The 18873-nt window shown below is 67.7% G+C and carries 17 protein-coding genes; 11 read left to right on the top strand and 6 right to left on the bottom strand.

Annotated elements, in window-relative coordinates:
* Positions 1-88: 88 nt before the first annotated feature.
* The 3 genes from HWX03_RS36215 to HWX03_RS36205 form a co-directional block, all read right to left on the bottom strand.
* Positions 89-1399 (bottom strand): MFS transporter, encoded by a 1311-nt coding sequence (locus HWX03_RS36215; protein WP_175874617.1) that lies wholly within the window; start codon positions 1397-1399, stop codon positions 89-91.
* A gap of 317 nt (positions 1400-1716) precedes the next feature.
* Entirely contained in the window at positions 1717-2853 is a 1137-nt protein-coding gene (locus tag HWX03_RS36210) for a branched-chain amino acid ABC transporter substrate-binding protein (RefSeq protein WP_175874616.1), read from the bottom strand.
* A 2-nt stretch (positions 2854-2855) separates the two neighbouring features.
* Positions 2856-3176, bottom strand: coding sequence for a hypothetical protein (locus tag HWX03_RS36205; RefSeq protein WP_175874615.1), 321 nt, complete (start codon positions 3174-3176; stop codon positions 2856-2858).
* Between the two features lie 297 nt (positions 3177-3473).
* Here HWX03_RS36205 and HWX03_RS36200 point away from each other — a divergent pair, with 297 nt between their 5' ends.
* The gene (locus HWX03_RS36200; RefSeq protein ID WP_175823463.1) at positions 3474-4268 is read left to right on the top strand and encodes an AraC family transcriptional regulator; all 795 of its coding nucleotides are present in this window, start codon (positions 3474-3476) and stop codon (positions 4266-4268) included.
* An 86-nt stretch (positions 4269-4354) separates the two neighbouring features.
* On the opposite strand, the gene HWX03_RS36195 is transcribed toward HWX03_RS36200, so the two are convergent.
* Positions 4355-4618, bottom strand: a complete 264-nt coding sequence (locus HWX03_RS36195; RefSeq protein WP_089470656.1) for a hypothetical protein — start codon at positions 4616-4618, stop codon at positions 4355-4357.
* Between the two features lie 286 nt (positions 4619-4904).
* Positions 4905-6797, bottom strand: a complete 1893-nt coding sequence (locus tag HWX03_RS36190) for a sugar phosphate isomerase/epimerase and 4-hydroxyphenylpyruvate domain-containing protein (RefSeq protein WP_175874614.1) — start codon at positions 6795-6797, stop codon at positions 4905-4907.
* A gap of 257 nt (positions 6798-7054) precedes the next feature.
* On the opposite strand from HWX03_RS36190, the gene aroQ reads away from it, so the two are divergent.
* The 3 genes from aroQ to HWX03_RS36175 are packed head-to-tail and all read left to right on the top strand — an operon-like array spanning position 7055 to position 9742.
* Positions 7055-7510: a type II 3-dehydroquinate dehydratase gene (gene aroQ, locus HWX03_RS36185; protein WP_175874613.1), complete on the top strand. Its 456-nt coding sequence runs from the start codon at positions 7055-7057 to the stop codon at positions 7508-7510.
* Complete coding sequence (locus HWX03_RS36180; RefSeq protein ID WP_175874612.1) at positions 7507-8361, top strand: shikimate dehydrogenase; 855 nt, start codon at positions 7507-7509, stop codon at positions 8359-8361. Before aroQ ends, HWX03_RS36180 begins: the two co-directional genes overlap by 4 nt.
* Positions 8362-8398: 37 nt before the next feature.
* The gene (locus tag HWX03_RS36175) at positions 8399-9742 is read left to right on the top strand and encodes an MFS transporter (protein WP_175874611.1); all 1344 of its coding nucleotides are present in this window, start codon (positions 8399-8401) and stop codon (positions 9740-9742) included.
* A 102-nt stretch (positions 9743-9844) separates the two neighbouring features.
* Here HWX03_RS36175 and HWX03_RS36170 read toward each other — a convergent pair whose 3' ends face one another.
* Positions 9845-10954, bottom strand: a complete 1110-nt coding sequence (locus HWX03_RS36170) for a 2-aminoethylphosphonate--pyruvate transaminase (RefSeq protein ID WP_175874610.1) — start codon at positions 10952-10954, stop codon at positions 9845-9847.
* Between the two features lie 261 nt (positions 10955-11215).
* On the opposite strand from HWX03_RS36170, the gene phnS reads away from it, so the two are divergent.
* Genes phnS through HWX03_RS36135 form a run of 7 tightly spaced genes read left to right on the top strand, consistent with a single transcriptional unit; the run spans position 11216 to position 18507 of the window.
* Complete coding sequence (gene phnS, locus HWX03_RS36165; RefSeq protein ID WP_175823456.1) at positions 11216-12307, top strand: 2-aminoethylphosphonate ABC transporter substrate-binding protein; 1092 nt, start codon at positions 11216-11218, stop codon at positions 12305-12307.
* A 34-nt stretch (positions 12308-12341) separates the two neighbouring features.
* A complete protein-coding gene (gene phnT, locus HWX03_RS36160) occupies positions 12342-13445 on the top strand; it encodes a 2-aminoethylphosphonate ABC transport system ATP-binding subunit PhnT (protein WP_174390955.1) in 1104 nt (367 codons plus the stop codon).
* Positions 13423-14343, top strand: a complete 921-nt coding sequence (phnU, locus tag HWX03_RS36155; RefSeq protein WP_027806028.1) for a 2-aminoethylphosphonate ABC transporter permease subunit — start codon at positions 13423-13425, stop codon at positions 14341-14343. The genes phnT and phnU overlap by 23 nt, the downstream gene beginning before the upstream one ends.
* The gene (phnV, locus tag HWX03_RS36150; RefSeq protein ID WP_175874609.1) at positions 14333-15193 is read left to right on the top strand and encodes a 2-aminoethylphosphonate ABC transport system, membrane component PhnV; all 861 of its coding nucleotides are present in this window, start codon (positions 14333-14335) and stop codon (positions 15191-15193) included. The genes phnU and phnV overlap by 11 nt, the downstream gene beginning before the upstream one ends.
* Positions 15190-16497, top strand: a complete 1308-nt coding sequence (gene phnA, locus HWX03_RS36145) for a phosphonoacetate hydrolase (RefSeq protein ID WP_175874608.1) — start codon at positions 15190-15192, stop codon at positions 16495-16497. Before phnV ends, phnA begins: the two co-directional genes overlap by 4 nt.
* Complete coding sequence (phnY, locus tag HWX03_RS36140; RefSeq protein WP_175874607.1) at positions 16494-17948, top strand: phosphonoacetaldehyde dehydrogenase; 1455 nt, start codon at positions 16494-16496, stop codon at positions 17946-17948. Before phnA ends, phnY begins: the two co-directional genes overlap by 4 nt.
* Positions 17949-17952: 4 nt before the next feature.
* Positions 17953-18507 carry a phosphonate degradation HD-domain oxygenase gene (locus HWX03_RS36135; protein WP_175874606.1) on the top strand — a complete coding sequence of 185 codons (555 nt, stop codon included), beginning with the start codon at positions 17953-17955 and terminating at the stop codon, positions 18505-18507.
* The last annotated feature ends 366 nt before the right edge of the window (positions 18508-18873 follow it).

Below are 18873 nucleotides of genomic sequence, written 5' to 3'. Positions count from 1 at the left end.
CCAGGCCGACGCAAAACAAAAGGGCCGAATCCCGCATGCCGCGGGATTCGGCCCTTCGTTCATCCGGCCAGCGCGTGCGCGCCGACGTTCAGTGCGCGTCCTTCACGTCCTTCGCATCCTTCGAGAACTGCACGGCGATCGCGCCGAGCACGCAGATCGCCGCGACGTACACGACCGGCGCGAGCGGATTCGACTTCATCATCAGCGACACGATCACCGGCGTGAGGCCGCCGAAGATCGCATACGCGACGTTGTACGAGAACGAGATGCCCGAGAAGCGCACGACGGCCGGGAAGCTCCTGACCATCACGAACGGCACCGCGCCGATCGTGCCGACCATGAAGCCCGCGATCCCGTAGTAGAGCGGCAGCGTCGACGCATCGGCCGCGACCTGCACGAACAGCAGGTAGTAGCACGCGGCCAGCCCGATGCCGCCGATGCCGAGCACGCGCTTCGCGCCGATGCGGCCCGCGAGCGAACCCGCGGTGATGCAGCCGGCCGTCAGGCACAGCGTCGCAATGCTGTTCGCGAACAGCGTGGTTGCGGGCGCCAGGTGGAACTGCTTCTGCAGCAGCGCGGGCGTCATCAGGATCACGACGACGATCGCGGCCGACAGCATCCACGTGAGCAGCATCGACACGATCACCGCGCGGCCGTGGTCGCGCAACACCGCCTTCAGCGGAATCTCGGCCGCGAGCGCCTTCTTCGCCTTCATCTCGGCGAACACCGGCGTTTCATGCAGCCAGCGGCGCAGGTACACGGAGAACAGCCCGAACACGCCGCCGAGCAGGAACGGGATCCGCCACGCGAACGCGCCGACTTCGGCCGTCGAGTAGCGGCTGTTGATGCCCGCCGCGACGAGCGAGCCGAGCAGGATGCCGGCCGTCAGGCCCGCGGTCAGCGTGCCGCATGCGTAGCCGATATGGCGCGACGGCACGTGCTCGGACACGAACACCCACGCGCCCGGCACTTCGCCGCCGACCGCCGCGCCCTGCAGCACGCGGAACAGCAGCAGCAACACCGGCGCGAGGATGCCGATCGTGTCGTAGGTCGGCAGCATGCCCATCAGCAGCGTCGGCACCGACATCATCAGCACGCTCAGCGTGAACATCCGCTTGCGGCCGAACAGGTCGCCGAAGTGCGCCATGATCACGCCGCCGAGCGGGCGCGCGAGATAGCCGGCCGCGAAGATGCCGAACGTCTGCAACTGGCGCAGCCAGTCGGGAATGTCGTGCGGGAAGAACAGTTGTCCTATCGCCGGTGCGAAGAACACGAAGATGATGAAGTCGTAGAACTCGAGGGCGCCGCCGAGTGCGGCAAGGCCAAGGGTCTTGTAGTCGCTGCGCGTGAGCGCGCGTTCGGCGGCGCGAGGCACGCCGCTCAATTCGGAAGCTTGCATGGTCAGGACGATCGGTTTTCGAATGTAGTTGTCGGTGCTGCGTCTCCAGGGCCCGCTTTTCGGCATGGACTGACAAGGCGCGGCTTGCGTCGTCGAAGCGTGCCGCGTGCCGGGTGAGGCACGAAACACGCGCCGCCGCACCGGGATGGGGCACGGCGGAGACGAAGCGTCAAAGCGGGTGGGGGGATTCTACAGGAGCGCGAAATGCCTGCACGCGGGCGCGCGCCGAGAACGGCTTCGGACCATGCAGTCGAAGCATGCGCGGCGCGGGCGGCCGGTGAGCCGCCGGCGCGCCGCGCGAGGCAGCGGCCCGCGTATCAGTTGCCGGCGATCGTGTCGACCGGCTTGAACGCGCCGCGCTCGACCTTGTAGATCGTCACCGGCGCATCCTTCAGGTCGCCCTTCGCGTCGTACGTGATGCTGGGCGCCGACACGCCTTTGATCGACACCTTGCCGAGATACGGCGTGTACACCTTCGGATCGGTCGAGTTCGCGTCCTTCATCGCGGTGAGCAGCGCGATCGTGCCGTCGTACGAGTACGGCGAGTAGGTGATCACGTCTTCGTTGAAGCGCGCCTTGTAGCGGGCCGCGTAGCCGGAGAAGCCCGGCATCTTTTCCTTCGGCAGCCCGCCCATGTAGACGATCGCGCCTTCGGCCGCGTCGCCGCCGACCTTCAGGAACGTCGGCGAGCGCGACATCTCGCCCGTCACGAACGCCGACTTCATCCCGAGCTGGCGCATTTTGCGGATCATCGGCGACGATTGCGCGTCGCCGCCGCCGTAGAAGACCGCGTCCGGATTCACGCCCTTCAGGTTGGTCAGGATCGCCGAAAAATCGAGCGCCTTGTCGTTCGTGAAGTCGCGCTTGACGATCGTGCCGCCCGCCGCTTCCACGGCCTTCGCGAATTCGTCGGCGATGCCCTGGCCGTAGGCCGTGCGGTCGTCGATGATCGCGATGCGCTTGAAGCGCAGCGTCTTCACCGCATACGTGCCGACGATGCGGCCGGCCTGCGCGTCGCTCGTCAGCAGCCGGTAGGTCGTCTTGTAGCCGCGTGCCGTGTATTGCGGCGACGTCGCCATCGAGATCTGCGGCAGCCCCGCGCGATCGTACAGGTCGGACGCGGGAATGCTGGTGCCCGAGTTGAAGTGGCCGATGATCCCGCGGACGTTGTCGTCGATCAGACGCTGCGCGACGGTCGTGCCGGTGCGCGGGTCGGCCTGGTCGTCCTGCGCGTCGAGCTGGAACGTGACGGGCTTGCCGCCGATCGTCGGATGCGTCGCGTTGAAATCGGCGATCGCGAGCTGCACGCCCTTCTGCATGTCCGTGCCGTAATTCGACTGCGGGCCGGTCAGCGGTGCGGCGAAACCGATCTTGACGACGTCGGCGGCGACGGCGTGCGCGCCCGACAGTGCGCAGGCGGCGGCCAGCGCGACGTGCGATACCTTCAGCTTCACTTTCACTTCCCCTTGATGGCGTGGTTGGGCCGCCGCCGGCATGCGGGCCGGCGCCGGTAAACCGGGCGAGACGTATCGATCCGCAGGCCGATGCGCAGGCCATGCGTGCTTGCCGCGTGCTGCGCGCGCTGTGCCGGAATCGGCGTGCGCGACGGCGGATGCGGCGGGCCGTGCGTGTCGATTGCAGCAGCGGCGGGATGTCGTCTCGTGACCGTGAAGCGAAGTCTAGGTAGCGAAAATGCGTGCGTCTTGCGCGTTCGATGCGTGGCCGGCGACGATATCGGCATATCGTCGATAACCCTGATATATGCCGAAATCGTCATGACGAATGCGCAAACCCGCCAAGACGCGGGTCGTCTGCATTTCTAGGATGACGGATGCGGATGCGGGGTGCCGGCGTGTCGATGCGCGGCAGCGGCAGCGGCGGAAGCGGAACGGTCGCCGGCCGCGCACGTGCCGCGTAGTGGTTGCGTGCGCAACCTGTCCCGTCGACCGATGGAGCCAGCCGGGACACACGATGCAACCGGCCGCCGTCTTGCCTGCCCCGCGCTCGGCGCGACGCGATCGAAGGGGCGCTCCTATAATCGACGCCATCTGCCACTCGCTTCGCGGTTGCCGGGATGACGACCTTGCTTGCCGTACCGCCCATGAGCCTGCCCGACACGTTGCGCTACCAGCCCGACAACGCCGATTTCGGCGCGATGCTCGCGCATTTCCGCCTGCTCGAACCGGTGTTGGATGCGCTGCCGGACGTCGCGTTCTTCGTGAAGGATGCGAGCGGCCGCTACGCGATCGTCAACCGCACGCTGGCGATGCGCTGCGGCTACAAGGACAAGCGCGACCTGCTCGGCAAGACGGCCGACGAGGTGTTTCCGCGCCGCTTCGGCCGCAGTTACTTCGAACAGGACATGGCGACGATCAACGCCGGCCAGCAGTTGATGGACCAGCTCGAGCTGCACCTGTATCCGGGCCGCCAGCCGGGCTGGTGCCTGACCTGCAAGGAGCCGCTGCGCGACGCCGCGGGCCGGGTGGTCGGCCTCGCGGGCATCTCGCGTGACCTGAAGGCGCACGAGGGATCGCACCCGGCGTACAGCCGGCTCGCCGACGTAGTCCAGCACATCCAGGATCACTACGTGCAGCCACTGAACCTGAAGCAGCTCGCGCAGATGGCCGGGATGTCGGTCGCCCAGCTCGAACGCTACTTCCACAAGGTGTTCCACCTGACGCCGCGCCAGGTGCTGCTGAAGACGCGGCTCGACGCGGCCACCGCGCTGCTCGTCACGCACGACAAGGTGACCGACGTCGCCGCGCTATGCGGCTACACGGATCACAGCGCGTTCACGCGCCAGTTCAAGGCGACGGTCGGCGTGACGCCGACGGAATACCGGTTGATGCTGCAGGAGCGGGCAGGGTGACGCCACTCGCCGGCGTGGCCGGCGCGTCGCAGCGATCGGGGTCGGGCGGGGAAGCGGGAAAGGGTAAAGCGGGTGAAAGCGGCGGCTCAGCGGTAGCCGAGCCCTTTCAGGATGGCCGTGCCGTCTTCGGTCAGCCGGAAGCTCGGGGCCGTATCGGGGTCGAGCTTGACCATTTCGACGAGGCCGGCTTCCTGCAGCGCGGGCAATTCGGGTTTGGCGTTCGCGCCGATCGGTGCATGCAGCAGCACGAGCAACGTCGCGATTTCATGATGACTGAGCAGGCGGCGCAGCATCGTCTTCTTTGCAGGGGGCGCGGCCGGGCGGCCCGCGGGTGCTTCTACGGCGCTCATCGCTTTCCTCCTTTTCGAGATAACCATCGGGTACTGGTTGCGGATGGTGCCGTCGAAGACTTAAGCGATTCTTAAAACCGGGGTGGGCGAGGCAATGCTGCACTGCACTACGAGTTACGGGATGTAACGTCAGACGATGCGCGGCGTCCGGCACGACCGCGGCCGGCCGCGCGGGCCGGTCCTTGGCGGCGCAATTCACCACGATGGCGCGGGCGAGATAGGCCCCGTCCAATGATCGCCGAATCGCGAGCGCGGTCCGGCCCCAAACTCCGGCTCGCGCCCTTCCTTATTTCCTGCGCTGCGCCTGCGCGGCGAGCCGCACGGCCGCATTCGCCGCGCCGTAGCCGTCGTAGCCGCCGCGCCGCTCGACGATCTCGAGCGAGAAGCGGTTGTCGACCAGTTCCGTATACGCATGCAGGAATTCGCCGCCGTCCTCGTCGCGGTCGTAGAGCAGGTGGTGCGCGCTAAGCGTGTCGATCAGTTCGTCCGGCAGCGCGTAGCGCGCGGCGAGATCGTCGTAGTAGTTGGCCGGAATGCGCAGGAACGGCACGCCATCGGCCGCGAACGCGGCGACCGTCTTCACGATGTCGTCGGTGCGGAACGCGACGTGGTTCAGCCCGGTGCCGTGGTAGCGGTCGAGCGATTCGGCGACGGCCGTGTGACGGTCGACCGACGCGTTCAGCGCGATCCGCACCGAGCCGTCGGCGCTGCGCACCGCGCGGCTGCGCATCAGCCCGTACGGATCGGGCACGAGCCAGCTGCGCTCGGCCTCGAAGCCGAATGCCGTCTTGAAGAACAGGATCCACGTGTCGAGCGCGTCGGCCGGCAGCGCGAGGCACACATGGTCGATGCCCGTCAGCGGGCCGACTTCGCTCGGGCCGTCGATGTCGGTCAGCACGAAGTCCGATTCATACAGCGTCGGCGCATCCGGCGCTTCGTCGACGAAATATTCGAGGCTGCCGTCCGGCGCCTTCACGCTCGGCAGCACGCGCTCGTTCGGCCCGACCCGGCCGGAGAACGGCGCGTAGCCGAAGCCGGCCGCGCGTTCGAACGCCACTTTGGCGTCGTCGACGCGGAACGCGGACGCGCACAGCGACAGCCCGTGCTGCTGGAAGAACGCATCGGCGAACGAGTCGCGCTCGGCGTTCAGCACGATCGATGCGGCGCCGTGCTGGAACAGCGTCACGTCCTTCGAGCGATGCCGGCCGGCGAGCCGGAAGCGCATCCGGCCGAGCCATTCGCCGACGGTCGCTGCCGCCTGCGCGTCGACCGCGAATTCGATGAACTGGAACCCGACGTGCGCGGGCGGCGCGGGCGGCGCGAACAGCGGCTGGCCGGCGGCCGGCGCGCGGCCGTCTCGTGCGAGCCGCGCGCGGGTCAGGTCTTCCAGATAGAGCAGCGAGCGATGGCCGTCCGCGGCCGTGAGCGCGGTCGGCGCCGCGCGGAAGCCGTCGTTGAAGATCTCGAGCGACAGCGGCCCCGTATAACCCGACTCGATCACGCGTGCGGTGAAGCGCGCCAGGTCGAAGTCGCCCTGGCCCGGGAACGAGCGGTAGTGGCGGCTCCATTCGAGCACGTCCATCACGAGCTTCGGCGCGTCGGCGATCTGCACGAAGGCGATCCGGTCGCCGGGGATGTCGGCGATCGCATCCGGCGAATCGTCGAGCGACAGCGTGTGGAAGCTGTCGAGCGCGAGGCCGAGGTGCGGGCTGTTCACCGCGTTCACGAGCTTCCACGCGTGGCCGTACCGCTTCACGACGCGGCCCCACGCGAGCGCTTCGTACGCGGCCACCACGCCGGCCTGCCGCGCGGCCTCGGCGAGCGCGCCGAGCTGGTCGACGAGCAGCCCGTCGTCGGCGATCGTATCGGCCGACACGCTGCTGCAGACGAGGATGCGGTCGGTGCCGAGCGCATGCATCACGTCGAACTTGCGTTTGATCCGGTCGAGATTGCGCGCGAGCTGGGCCGCGCTCACGCCCTCGAAGTCGCGAAACGGCTGGAACAGCACGATGTCGAGGCCGAGATCGGCGGCCATGCGCCGGACGTCGGCCGGCGATCCGTCGAAGTAGACGAGGTCGTTTTCGAAGATTTCGACGCCGTCGAAACCCGCGGCCTGGACGGCGGCGAGCTTCTCGGCGAGCGTGCCGGACAGGGATACGGTGGCGATCGAGCGCTGCATGGGCGATTCCTGCGGATGAGCGGGGCATGGCGCAGGGCGAACCGACCCTGAATGAACCAGTCGTTGAGTTCGGCGCGCGCGCCATATCCCGAATTTACTGGGCTAGTAATGCGTATTGTACAAACTAACTAGGTGGTACAAATTAGCGAAAACCCGAAAAGACAGCCCGCTTGCACGGGCGCACACTAGCGCCAAATTCCGATGTCTTCGGGGCGGCGCCGATCGTGGTCCGCCCCTGTTTCAGGAGCAGAAACGCGATGAGCAAGCACAAAGTGCTGGTGTTGAACGGCCCGAACCTGAATCTGTTGGGCACCCGCGAGCCCCATATCTACGGCGCGGAAACGCTCGCCGATCTCGAGCAGCGCTGCCGCACGGCGGCGGAAGGGCTCGGATTGGAAATCGACTTTCGTCAGTCGAACGCCGAGCATCAGCTGATCGACTGGCTGCATGCCGCGCGTCACGACACGCACGGCATCGTGATCAACCCGGCCGCCTATACGCATACGTCGGTGGCGCTGGCCGACGCGCTTTCCGCGATCGCGAAGCCGGTGATCGAAGTGCATATCTCGAACGTCCATCGCCGCGAGGCGTTCCGCCACCATTCGTATATATCGGCGATCGCCGAAGCCGTGATCTGCGGCTGCGGCACCGAAGGCTACGTGTTCGCGCTGCAGCGCCTGGCGACGCTGTTCGCGCAGGGAGCCGCACGATGAGCCGCCCGTCGTTTCTGATCGGCCTGATCGGCCAGGGCATCGGCGGTTCGCTGTCGCCCGCGATGCACGAGGAAGAAGGGTTCCACCAGGGCTTCGGCTACGTGTACCGGCGCATCGATCTCGACGCGCTCGGCCTGAGCGTCGACGCGCTGCCGCAACTGCTCAAGGCCGCGCAGCAGATGGGCTTCAACGGGCTGAACATCACGCACCCGTGCAAGCAGCGCGTGATCGAGCACCTCGACGCGCTGTCGGACGACGCGCGTGCGCTCGGCGCGGTGAACACCGTGCTGTTCCAGGACGGCAAGCGGATCGGCCACAACACCGACTGGTCGGGCTTCGCGAAATCGTTTAGCCGCGGGCTGCCCGGCGCGTCGCTCGAACGCGTCGTCCAGCTCGGCGCGGGCGGCGCGGGCGCGGCTGTCGCGCATGCGGCGCTGCAGATGGGCGCGGCCGAACTGACGATTTTCGACGTCGACGGCACGCGCGCCACCGCGCTGGCGGGTGAATTGCAGCAACGCTTCCCCGCAGCCCGGGTCACGCCGGGCAGTGATCTGGCGGCCGCGATGCGCGCCGCGACCGGCCTGATCCACTGCACGCCGACCGGCATGGCCAAGCATCCGGGCCTGCCGCTGCCGGCCGAGCTGCTGCATGCGGGCATGTGGGTGGCCGACATCGTGTATTTCCCGCTCGAAACCGAGCTGATCCACGCCGCGCGCGCGGCCGGTTGCGCAACGCTGCCGGGCGGCGGGATGGCCGTGTACCAGGCTGTCGACGCGTTCGAGATCTTCACCGGGCGCACGCCCGACGCCGAGCGAATGCTCAGTCATTTTCAGTCGCTCGTCGCGCGCTGACCCCCTTACAGACACAGAAAGAGACCAGGAGACGACCATGCAGCACACCACCCACACGAGCGCCGCGCCGGCGCAGGCGGCCGGCACGGTCCGGCGCACATCGGCGCGCTACAAGATCCTCGCGCTGCTCGCGATCGGCACGATGATCAACTATCTCGACCGCACCGTGCTGGGCGTGGCTGCGCCGCAGCTCACCAAGGAGCTCGGCATCAATGCGGCCGTGATGGGCATCATGTTCTCCGCGTTTTCGTGGACGTACGTGGCGATGCAGGTGCCCGGCGGCCTGTTCCTCGACCGCTTCGGCAGCAAGATCACCTACTACTGGTCGATGACGCTGTGGTCGCTGTGCACGTTGCTGCAAGGCTTCGTGCCGGGCGTCGCGACGCTGCTCGCATGCCGCCTCGGCCTCGGCGTCACCGAGGCGCCGTGCTTCCCGACCAACAGCCGCGTCGTCGCGACGTGGTTCCCGCAGAACGAACGCGCGATGGCGACGGGTACCTATACCGTCGGCGAATACATCGGCCTCGCGTTCTTCAGCCCCGTGCTGTTCGCGCTGATGGGTGCGTTCGGCTGGCGCTCGCTGTTCTGGGTCGTGGGCGCGGTCGGCATTGCGTTCGGCCTCGTCTGGTGGAAGTTCTACCACGAGCCGCGCAACCATCCGGGCGCGAACGCGGCGGAACTGGCCTATATCGAGGCGGGCGGCGGCCTCGTGCACGCCGTGCGCAAGACTGACGACAAGAGCGGCAAGGCCGCGCAGCCGAAGTTCAGCTGGGCGATGGCCGGCAAACTGCTGAAGAAGCGCCAGCTCGCGGGCATCTGCCTCGGCCAGTTCGCCGGCAACTCGACGCTCGTGTTCTTCCTGACCTGGTTCCCGACCTATCTGGCAACCGAGCGCCACATGGGTTGGCTGAAGATCGGCTTCTTCGCGGTGATGCCGTTCATCGCCGCGTCGGTCGGCGTGATGTTCGGCGGGATCTTCTCCGACTGGCTGCTGCGCCGCGGCAAGTCCGCGAACCTCGCGCGCAAGCTGCCGATCATCGCGGGCCTGCTGCTCGCATCGACGATCATTCTCGCGAACTACGTGCAGAGCAACGAAGCCGTGATCGCGATCATGTCGGTCGCGTTCTTCGCGCAGGGGATGGCCGCGCTCGGCTGGACGCTCGTGTCGGATATCGCGCCGGACGGCCTGCTCGGCGTGACGGGTGGCATCTTCAACTTCGCGGCGAACCTCGCGGGCATCATCACGCCGCTCGTCGTCGGCTTCATCGTCGCGTCGACCGGCTCGTTCGTCGGCGCGCTCGTGTTCATCGGCGTGATCGCGCTGGTCGGCGCGCTGTCGTACATCTTCGTCGTCGGCGACATCAAGCGGATCGAGCTGTAAGTACCGGTTCCCCGCACACTCGGTGCGTTCGCCCGGCGGCCAATCGGCCGCCGGGCTTTTTTATTGGCGCGTGCCGGTGGGCGTGCCGGCATGTACGCAACCTTACGCGTGCTGCATCGCGATGCCGAGCGATTCGACCGCGGCCGCGATGGCGGCGACCGCGCGCCGGATATCGCCCGCATCGATCGCGCCGATGCAGCCGACGCGGAACGTCTCGAGCCGCGTGAGCTTGCCCGGATACAGGATGAAGCCCGCGTCGCGCACCGCGTCGTAGAAGCGGCGGAAATCGTAGGCCGGATGGTCGGGCGCGTGGAACGTGACGATCACCGGCGCCTGCACGCTCGCGTCGAGGAACGGCACGAAGCCGAGCGCGCGCATCGATTCGACCAGCGTCCGGCAGTTGTCCGCATAGCGTGCGCCGCGCGCCGGCTGGCCGCCTTCGGCGAGGTACTGGTCGAGCGCGGCGCGCAGCGCGGCAATCACGTGCGTCGGCGGCGTGAAGCGCCATTGCCCCGTCTTGCGCAGGTACGCGTACTGATCGTGGAGATCGAGCGCGAGCGACGGCGAGTTGCCTTCGCTCGCGTCGAGCGCGTCGCGCCGCACGATCGCGAACCCCATTCCCGGCACGCCTTCGAGGCATTTGCCGCTGGCCGAGATCAGCGCGTCGATGCCGCTGTCCGCCAGCGCGATCGGCAACGCGCCGAACGAACTCATCGCATCGACGATCAGCCGCTTGCCGTGCCGTCGGCACGCGGCCGCGATCGCATCGAGCGGATTCAGGATCCCGGCGCTCGTTTCCAAGTGCACGAGCGCGACGTGCGTGATGCGCGGCTCGCGCGCGAACGCGGCCTCGACGGCCGCCGCGTCGACGGCCGCGTCTTCGCCGAACGGCAACGCGATCGCGTCGATGCCGAGCCGGCCGAGAATCTTCAGGATGCGCGCGCAATATGCGCCGTTGTCGGGCACCAGCACGACGCCGTGGCGCGGCACCAGCGTGCCGAGCGCGGCTTCGACCGAGAACGTGCCGCTGCCCTGCATCGGCACGCACACGTACGCGTCGCCGCCGCCCGCGATGGCGACGAGGTCGGCGCAGACGCTGGCCGTCAACTGGTTGAAAGCGGCGTCCCACGACCCCCAGTCATGTTGCATTGCGTGGCGTGTTGTGGCTGACGTGGTGAGCGGGCCGGGCGTGAGCAGGATCGGGTCGGGCATGGCTTTTGTCTCCAGCGAAGGGCGAACGAAACGCCGGACGGCATTTCTGAATGACTTGCATGATAGTGGCAAAATGTGTCATTTTTTGGAAATTGTGGCATTCGTCACGGCTTTGTCATCGAACGCTGTGATCCTTCGGTTGCCGCGCGACACCCAGCCTGAGCGCGGTAGCGCGGCGGGCCGTCCAGCGGCCTGCCCGGAGATAACAGGAGAGCCGGATCGTGCCCCGGCCGTTTGGTGTTCCGCCTACGGAGAAGTGAGATGACACTGCAGAAACCCTCGCGCGCCGCCGCCGGCGCGTTCCGCAAGCTCGCGCTGGCCGCCTGCGCCGCCGGTCTGCTGCAAGGCGCCGCGATGCCCGCGCATGCGGCGAACGCGGTCGTGCTGTACACGGCGGACGGTCTCGAGAATCTCTATCGCGATGTGCTGCCGGCGTTCGAGAAGAAGGAGGGCGTGAAGGTCGCGATCGTGACGGCGGGCAGCGGCGAGGTGGTGAACCGCGCGAACATCGAGAAGAATTCCCCGAAGGCCGACGTGATCGTCACGTTGCCGCCGTTCATCCAGCAAGCCGGCCAGATGGGCCTGCTGCAGCCGTACCAGAGCGTGAACTACAAGAACGTGCCGGCCATCGCGAAGGCCGAGGACGGCACATGGGCGACGTTCGTGAACAACTACTTCTCGTTCGCGATCAACCCGGACGTCGTGAAGAACCAGCCGAAGACGTTTGCCGACCTGCTCGCGCCGACCTACGCCGGCAAGGTCGCGTACTCGAACCCGGCCACGGCCGGCGACGGGATGGCCGTGCTGATCCTGACGACGTCGCTGATGGGCGAGGACAAGGCGTTCGACTACCTCGCGAAGCTGTCGCAGAGCGTGAAGTTCCACACGAAGGGCACCGGCTACCTGAACGTGCTGCTGTCGCGTAACGAGATCAGCGTCGCGAACGGCGACCTGCAGATGGATCTCGACGACGCCGAACACGGCGCACTGTCCGTCAAGCCGATCTTCCTGGCCGCGAAGGACGGCGACCAGCCGACCACGTTCCAGCTCCCGTACGGCATCGGCCTGATCAAGAGCGGCCCGAACCAGGACGTCGGCAAGAAGCTGATCGACTACCTGATGTCGACGGAAGTGCAGTCGAAGGTGCCGGACATGTACGGCATCCCGGGCCGCACCGACGTGCCGCTGGCCGGCAAGAACGGCGAAGCGGTCAAGAAGGCGATCGCGGGCGTGAAGCTGATTCCGGTCGACTGGACCCAGGTGATGGCGAAGAAGCCGGTGTGGATCGAGCGCTGGAAGAAGGACGTGATCGGCAGCTCGGGCAAGCAGCTCGACGTCGTCAAGCCGAAGTGATCGGCGCACGCCGCCTGTATCAGCGAGCAAGAGGATGAACCCGGTGGAAACCACCCTGACCCATCCCGGCGCATTCGGCGCCGCCGAACCGCACGCGACGCTGCGGTCCGGCGCGCCGGGCGGCGTGCAGATCGAACACCTGAGCGTGCGCTACGGCGCACGCACGGTGCTCGAAGATCTGTCGCTGTCGATCGGCGCCGGTGAATTTCTGACCGTGCTCGGCAAGAGCGGCTGCGGCAAGACCACGCTGCTGCGCTTCATCGCCGGGTTCGTGAAGGCCGACGGCCTGACCGGCACGCTGACCGTGGCCGGACGCGACCTGACCTATGCGCCGCCGCACAAGCGCAACCTCGGTCTGCTGTTCCAGAATTACGCGCTGTTCCCGCACCTGTCGGTGTTCGAGAACGTCGCATTCGGGCTGCGCGCACGCGGCATGGCGTCGTCGGAAGTGACGCGCCGCGTCGCCGATGCGCTCAAGCTCGTGCAGCTCGGCGATGCCGGCCACCATCTGCCCGCACAACTGTCGGGCGGGATGCAGCAGCGCGTCGCGCTGGCCCGCGCGCTGGTGATCGAGCCGGACGTGCTGCTGCTCGACGAGCCGCTGTCGGCGCTCGACGCCAACCTGCGCGCGTCGGTGCGCAGCGAACTGAAGGCGCTGCACGAGCGCCTGCCGAACCTGACCGTCGTCTGCGTGACGCACGACCGCGACGACGCGCTCGTGCTGTCCGACCGCGCGCTGCTGCTGCGCGACGGCCACATCGCGCAGCTCGGCACGCCGCAGCAGTTGTACGACGCGCCGCGCGACGGTTACGTTGCGCGCTATCTCGGCCCGGCGAACCTGCTGCCGCCGCGCGTGATCTTCCCGCTCGGCGATCCGCGCCACGAGGTGCGCGACAAGGTCGCGTGCGTGCGCCCCGAGCGCCTGACCGTGATGCCGCTCGCGGCGGGCGGCCTGCACGGTACGGTGTCGTCGGTCGAATGGCAAGGCGCGGACCTGTCGATCGCGGTCGTGATCGACGCGGCGCCCGACGAGCCCGTGCGCGTCACGATGCAACGCGGCCGCGGCGCGGCTCCCGAGCGCGGTGCGCGCGTGTCCCTGCATTGCGAGGCAGACGATGTCGTCCTTATCGAGCCCTGAAGCCGGCCTGCCGCCGCACGTGCTCGCGTCGGCCGCCGCGCATGCCGCCGCCGCGCGGCGCCGCAGGCGCATGGGCGACCTGCACCTGGCCGCGCTCGCGATCGTCGTGCTCGGCCCGCTCGTCGTCTATCCGCTGGTGCGGCTCGTGCTGCTGAGCGTGTCGGGCGATCACGGGCTCAGTTTCGCCGCGTACCGGACCTTCTTCGGCAATCCCGACACGCGCAACGTGCTGTTGACCACGCTCGGCGTGCTGTTCGCGAGCGCCGGTACCGCGTCGGTGCTCGGCGTGCTGCTGGCTGCGCTGCTGTTCTTCAGGCCGTTCCCGGGGGCGTCGCTCGTCACGCGCTTCCTGGAGCTGTACGTCGCGTTTCCGTCGTTCCTCGTCGCGTTCACGCTGATCTTCCTGTACGGCTCGCAAGGCTCGATCAGCATCGCGCTGCAGCACCTGTTCCATCTCGAGAATCCGCCGCTCGACTTCCTGTTCGGGATCGGCGGCGTGATCCTTGCGCAGACCGTGTTCTACACGCCGTTCGTCGTGCGGCCGACGCTCGCGTCGTTCGCGACGCTCGACCTGCGGCTGATCGAAGCCGCGCGCAGCCTCGGCGCGCCCGGCTGGATGCTCGCGCGCCGCGTCGTGCTGCCGATCGCGTGGCCGGGCATCGCCGCCGGCACCGTGCTGTGCTTCCTGCTGACGCTGAACGAGTTCGGCATCCTGCTCGTGCTCGGCAGCGCGCGGCTCGTGACGCTGCCGGTCGCGATCTACAGCAGCGCGACCGTCGATCTCGACCTGCCGACCGCGTCGGCCGGCGCGGTCGTGATGTTGTCGCTGTCGCTGGCGCTGTATGCGGTTTATCGCCGGGTGAACCGGCGTGCGACGGGAGGAAACGATGTCCGCTGAATTCCGTATCGGGCAGGCCGTGCCGCGCCACCAGATCGGCTGGACCGACACACTGCTCAAGCATGCGTCGCGCGCGGCGCTCGCGCTGGCCGCATTCGCGTGCTTCTGGCTGTTCGTGCTGCCGGTGATCGTCGTCGCGCTGTCGAGCGTGTCGACGCAATGGTCGGGCACGATTTTGCCGGCCGGCTACAGCCTGCGCTGGTTCGGGCGGCTCGGCTCGCCGGAATACGACGCGCTGCTGACGAGCCTCGAAATCGGCTTCGGCGTCTCGGCGCTCGGCACGATCCTCGGGCTGTGGCTGGCGCTCGCGCTCGAAGGGCGCGACCGGCGCGGCCTCGGCGCGGTCGTCGACGCGCTCGTGATGGTGCCGAACGGAGTACCGAGCGTCGTGCTCGGGCTCGCGGTGCTGATCGCGTATCACCAGAAGCCGCTCGACCTGTCGAGCTCGGCGGCGATCGTCGTGCTCGTGCAGCTCGCGCTGATTCTGCCGTTCTGCTATCGCTGCGCAGCCGCCGCGCTGCGTCCGGAGCTGACCGTGCTGCGCGAAGCCGCGGCGAGCCTCGGTGCGCCGCCCGCGATGGTGCTGCGCCGCGTGCTGCTGCCGCAGCTCGTGCCGGCGCTGCGTGCGAGCCTCGCGCTCGGCTTTGCGCTGTCGCTCGGCGAACTCGGCGCGACGCTCACGGTGTATCCGCCCGGCTTCGCGACCGTGCCGATCGTCGTGATCGGGCAGGTGGAGCGCGGCTATTACCTGCCGGCATCGGCGCTGTCGCTGCTGATGCTCGGCGCGTCGCTCGCGGCGCTGCTGCTGATCGCCGCGCGTGTGCCGCGCGGCAAGCGGGCGGCATCATGAACGCCGCGTTCGCGTTGCGCCATCCCGGTGATGCGTCGCCCGCCGGCGCGTCGACCGGTCTCGCCGGACGCTCGATCGACGTCAACGGCCGGCGCTACCGGCTGCCGGTCGAGCCGACCGTCGTCGTCTGTGTCGACGGCTGTGAGTACGACTATCTCGAACGGGCGGTGGAAGCGGGCGTCGCGCCGTTCATCGGCCGGATGATCGCGGAAGGCACGGCGTGGCGCGCGGATTGCGTCGTGCCGACCTTCACCAACCCGAACAACCTGTCGATCGTCTGCGGCGTGCCGCCGTCGGTCCATGGCATCTGCGGCAACTATTTCTGGGACCCGGCCGCCGACGGCGGGCGCGGCGCCGAAGTCATGATGAACGACCCGGCCTACCTGCGGGCCGGCACGCTGCTCGCGGCGGCGTCCGACGCCGGCGCGCGGGTGGCCGTCGTGACCGCGAAGGACAAGCTGCGCCGGCTGCTCGGCTGGCGGCTGAACGGCATCTGCTTTTCAGCCGAGAAGGCTGCACAGGCCAATCTCGCGGAAAACGGGATCGTCGACGTGCTCGACTGGGTCGGTCTGCCGTCGCCCGACGTGTACAGCGCGGCGCTGTCCGAATTCGTGTTCGCGGCCGGCGTGCGGCTCGCGCAGACGCGGCAGGTCGACCTGATGTACCTGTCCACCACCGACTACGTGCAGCACAAGTGCGAGCCGGGCAGTGCCGGCGCGAACGCGTTCTACGCGATGATGGACGGCTACCTCGCGCAGCTCGATGCGCTCGGCTGGGCGATCGGCCTCACGGCCGACCACGGGATGAACGCGAAGCACGACCCGACGACGGGCCGGCCGAACGTGATCTATCTGCAGGATGCCTTCGACGGCTGGTACGGCGCGCAGGCTGCGCGCGTGATCCTGCCGATTACCGATCCGTACGTCGTGCACCACGGTGCGCTCGGTTCGTTTGCGACGATCTACCTGGCGCCGGGCGTCGACCGGGCCGACGCGATGTGGCGCGTCGGCGAGCTCGACGGCGTCGAACTCGTGCTCGACAACGCGGAAGCCGCCGCCCGCTTCGAGCTGCCGGCCGACCGGATCGGCGATCTCGTCGTGATCGGCCGCCGCGACATGACGCTCGGCACCCGCGAGCGCGAACACGACCTGTCGGGCCTCACGGTGCCGTTGCGTTCGCATGGCGGCGTGTCCGAGCAGGAAGTGCCGCTGCTGTTCAATCGCCGTATCGAGCGGGACGATCCCGCACGTCGCCCGCGCAACTTCGACGTGTTCGATTTCGTGTTGAACCGGATCGCGACATGATGGCTCATCCGCGGCAAGATCATCCGTCGTTTCGTGCCGAAGCGTTGCGCTGGTGCGGCACGCGCGCGATGCGCGAACGCACGCTCGACGTCACGGATCCGTACACGGGCACACGCGTCGGCACCGCGCCGCTTGCCAGCGTCGACGACGTGCGCGCGGCGTTCGATTACGCGATGGCCTACCGGCCGACGCTCACGCGCTACGAGCGTTCGCAGATCCTCGAACGTGCGGCCGCGCTGCTGCGCGAGCGCACCGAGGAAGCGTCCGACCTGATCACGCTCGAGTCGGGGCTGTCGAAACAGGATTCACGCTACGAGATCGGCCGGGTGGCCGACGTGCTGAAGTTCGCGGCGGTCGAGGCGCTGCGCGACGACGCGCAGAGTTTCTCGTGCGACCTGACGCCTCACGGCAAGGCGCGGCGCGTGTTCTCGCAGCGCCAGCCGCTCGACGGCGTGATCGTCGCGATCACGCCGTTCAATCATCCGATGAACCAGGTCGCGCACAAGATCGCGCCGGCGATCGCGACCAACAACCGCGTGATCGTGAAGCCATCGGAGAAGGTGCCGCTGTCGGCGTTCTATCTGGCCGATCTGCTGGTCGAAGCCGGGCTGCCGGAGCCGATGCTGCAGGTGCTGACCGGCAACCCGGCCGAGATCGCAGACGAACTCGTCACGCATCCGCATGCGTCGCTGATCACCTTTACGGGCGGCGTCGCGATCGGCAAGGCGATTGCTGCACGGGCCGGCTACCGGCGCATCGTGCTGGAGCTGGGCGGCAACGATCCGCTGATCGTCCTCGCCGATGCCGATCTCGATCGCGCGGCGTCGCTGGCGGTGCTCGGCTCGTACCGGAATTCGGGCCAGCGCTGTACGGCCGTCAAGCGGATGCTGGTGCAGCGCTCGATCGCGCCCGCGTTCACCGAATTGCTCGTCGAGAAGACGCGCGCATGGAAATACGGCGATCCGTTCGATCCCGCGAACGAAATGGGCACGGTGATCGACGAAGCGGCGGCGCGGCTGTTCGAGGCGCGCGTGAACGAAGCGGTCGCGCAGGGCGCGCGTCTGCTGACCGGCAATGTGCGGCGCGGTGCGCTGTATGCACCGACCGTGCTCGACAATGTCGATCCGTCGATGACGATCGTGCGCGACGAGACGTTCGGCCCCGTCTCGCCGGTCATCGCGTTCGACACGATCGACGACGCGATCCGGATCAGCAACGGTACGGCATTCGGGCTGTCGTCGGGCGTCTGTACGGACAGCACCGCGGCGGTCGTGCGGTTCGTGAACGAGCTGAACGTCGGCACGGTGAACGTGTGGGAAGTGCCGGGATACCGGATCGAACTGTCGCCGTTCGGCGGGATCAAGGATTCGGGGCTCGGTTACAAGGAAGGCGTCCAGGAGGCGATGAAGAGCTTCACGAACCTGAAGACGTTTTCGCTGCCTTGGGAGTAAACGAATGGCGCTGACGGTGGAAGAGATCCACGGGCTGTATCGCGAGCATGGCCATGTGGCCTATAGCGGCGAACCGGTCACGCAGCTCGAGCATGCGTTGCAGAGCGGATTGCTGGCCGAGGAATCGGGGGCGGACGAAGCGCTGGTCGCGGCGGCGTTCCTGCACGACCTCGGCCATCTGCTGAATCGCCAGGGCGAGACGCCGAGCGCGCGCGGGATCGACGATCTGCATCAGTATTACGTGCTGCCGTTCCTGCGGCCGCTGTTTTCCGAAGCGGTGCTGGAGCCGATCCGGCTGCACGTCGACGCGAAGCGCTGCCTGTGCCGCACGGACGCCGGCTACTTCGAGAGCCTGTCGCCAGACTCGGTGCGCAGTCTGGCGTTGCAGGGCGGCATGTTCAGTGAAGAGGAGACGGCAGCGTTCCTGCAGCGCCCGTTCGCGGAGGACGCGCTGCGCCTGCGCCGCTGGGACGACACGGCGAAGGAGGAGGGCAAGGTGACGCCGGATCTCGATCACTATATGGAGATCGTCGCGCGCCAGGTGCGCGCGGCTTCCTGACGGTTCGGCTGCTCCTATATAAGGCGCCGCACGCGGCAGCGTGCGGCGCCTTATATTTTTTGCGAAACCCCTTGCGCGATTGCCGGGGGATGCATAGAATCACGCCTCTTTCGCGCTAACGGAAACGCGGCGCGGAAGGAAGGGAAGCGGTGCTGTTGAGGTTCGGGATGTAGCGAGCCTTGGCGGTACGGAAGTTGAGCCCCGCAGTCGCAACGAAGCAGGTAAAAAGTTGTTGACGAACTGCGAAACACGGTTCATAATCTCGCTTCTCTGCTGCTGAAAACGCAGCGCTGCTGAGAAACTTCAGGTTCCTCGCAGAAATGCTCTTTAAAAATTAACAGCCGATAAGTGTGGGCGCTTGATGGA

Source organism: Burkholderia sp. BCC0397 (assembly GCF_902832865.1).
Taxonomy (GTDB): Bacteria; Pseudomonadota; Gammaproteobacteria; order Burkholderiales; family Burkholderiaceae; genus Burkholderia.
Note: the sequence above shows the minus strand (reverse complement) of the source record. Positions and strands in the feature narration are given on the sequence as shown.

What these genes read in the sequence shown, in the direction of transcription:
- HWX03_RS36215 (WP_175874617.1), bottom strand. Translation starts at nt 1,399, where the DNA reads ATGCAAGCTTCCGAATTGAGCGGCGTGCCTCGCGCCGCCGAACGCGCG.
- HWX03_RS36205 (WP_175874615.1), bottom strand. Translation starts at nt 3,176, where the DNA reads ATGACGATTTCGGCATATATCAGGGTTATCGACGATATGCCGATATCG.
- HWX03_RS36200 (WP_175823463.1), top strand. Translation starts at nt 3,474, where the DNA reads ATGACGACCTTGCTTGCCGTACCGCCCATGAGCCTGCCCGACACGTTG.
- HWX03_RS36195 (WP_089470656.1), bottom strand. Translation starts at nt 4,618, where the DNA reads ATGAGCGCCGTAGAAGCACCCGCGGGCCGCCCGGCCGCGCCCCCTGCA.
- HWX03_RS36190 (WP_175874614.1), bottom strand. Translation starts at nt 6,797, where the DNA reads ATGCAGCGCTCGATCGCCACCGTATCCCTGTCCGGCACGCTCGCCGAG.
- aroQ (WP_175874613.1), top strand. Translation starts at nt 7,055, where the DNA reads ATGAGCAAGCACAAAGTGCTGGTGTTGAACGGCCCGAACCTGAATCTG.
- HWX03_RS36180 (WP_175874612.1), top strand. Translation starts at nt 7,507, where the DNA reads ATGAGCCGCCCGTCGTTTCTGATCGGCCTGATCGGCCAGGGCATCGGC.
- HWX03_RS36175 (WP_175874611.1), top strand. Translation starts at nt 8,399, where the DNA reads ATGCAGCACACCACCCACACGAGCGCCGCGCCGGCGCAGGCGGCCGGC.
- HWX03_RS36170 (WP_175874610.1), bottom strand. Translation starts at nt 10,954, where the DNA reads ATGCCCGACCCGATCCTGCTCACGCCCGGCCCGCTCACCACGTCAGCC.
- phnS (WP_175823456.1), top strand. Translation starts at nt 11,216, where the DNA reads ATGACACTGCAGAAACCCTCGCGCGCCGCCGCCGGCGCGTTCCGCAAG.
- phnT (WP_174390955.1), top strand. Translation starts at nt 12,342, where the DNA reads ATGAACCCGGTGGAAACCACCCTGACCCATCCCGGCGCATTCGGCGCC.
- phnU (WP_027806028.1), top strand. Translation starts at nt 13,423, where the DNA reads ATGTCGTCCTTATCGAGCCCTGAAGCCGGCCTGCCGCCGCACGTGCTC.
- phnV (WP_175874609.1), top strand. Translation starts at nt 14,333, where the DNA reads ATGTCCGCTGAATTCCGTATCGGGCAGGCCGTGCCGCGCCACCAGATC.
- phnA (WP_175874608.1), top strand. Translation starts at nt 15,190, where the DNA reads ATGAACGCCGCGTTCGCGTTGCGCCATCCCGGTGATGCGTCGCCCGCC.
- phnY (WP_175874607.1), top strand. Translation starts at nt 16,494, where the DNA reads ATGATGGCTCATCCGCGGCAAGATCATCCGTCGTTTCGTGCCGAAGCG.
- HWX03_RS36135 (WP_175874606.1), top strand. Translation starts at nt 17,953, where the DNA reads ATGGCGCTGACGGTGGAAGAGATCCACGGGCTGTATCGCGAGCATGGC.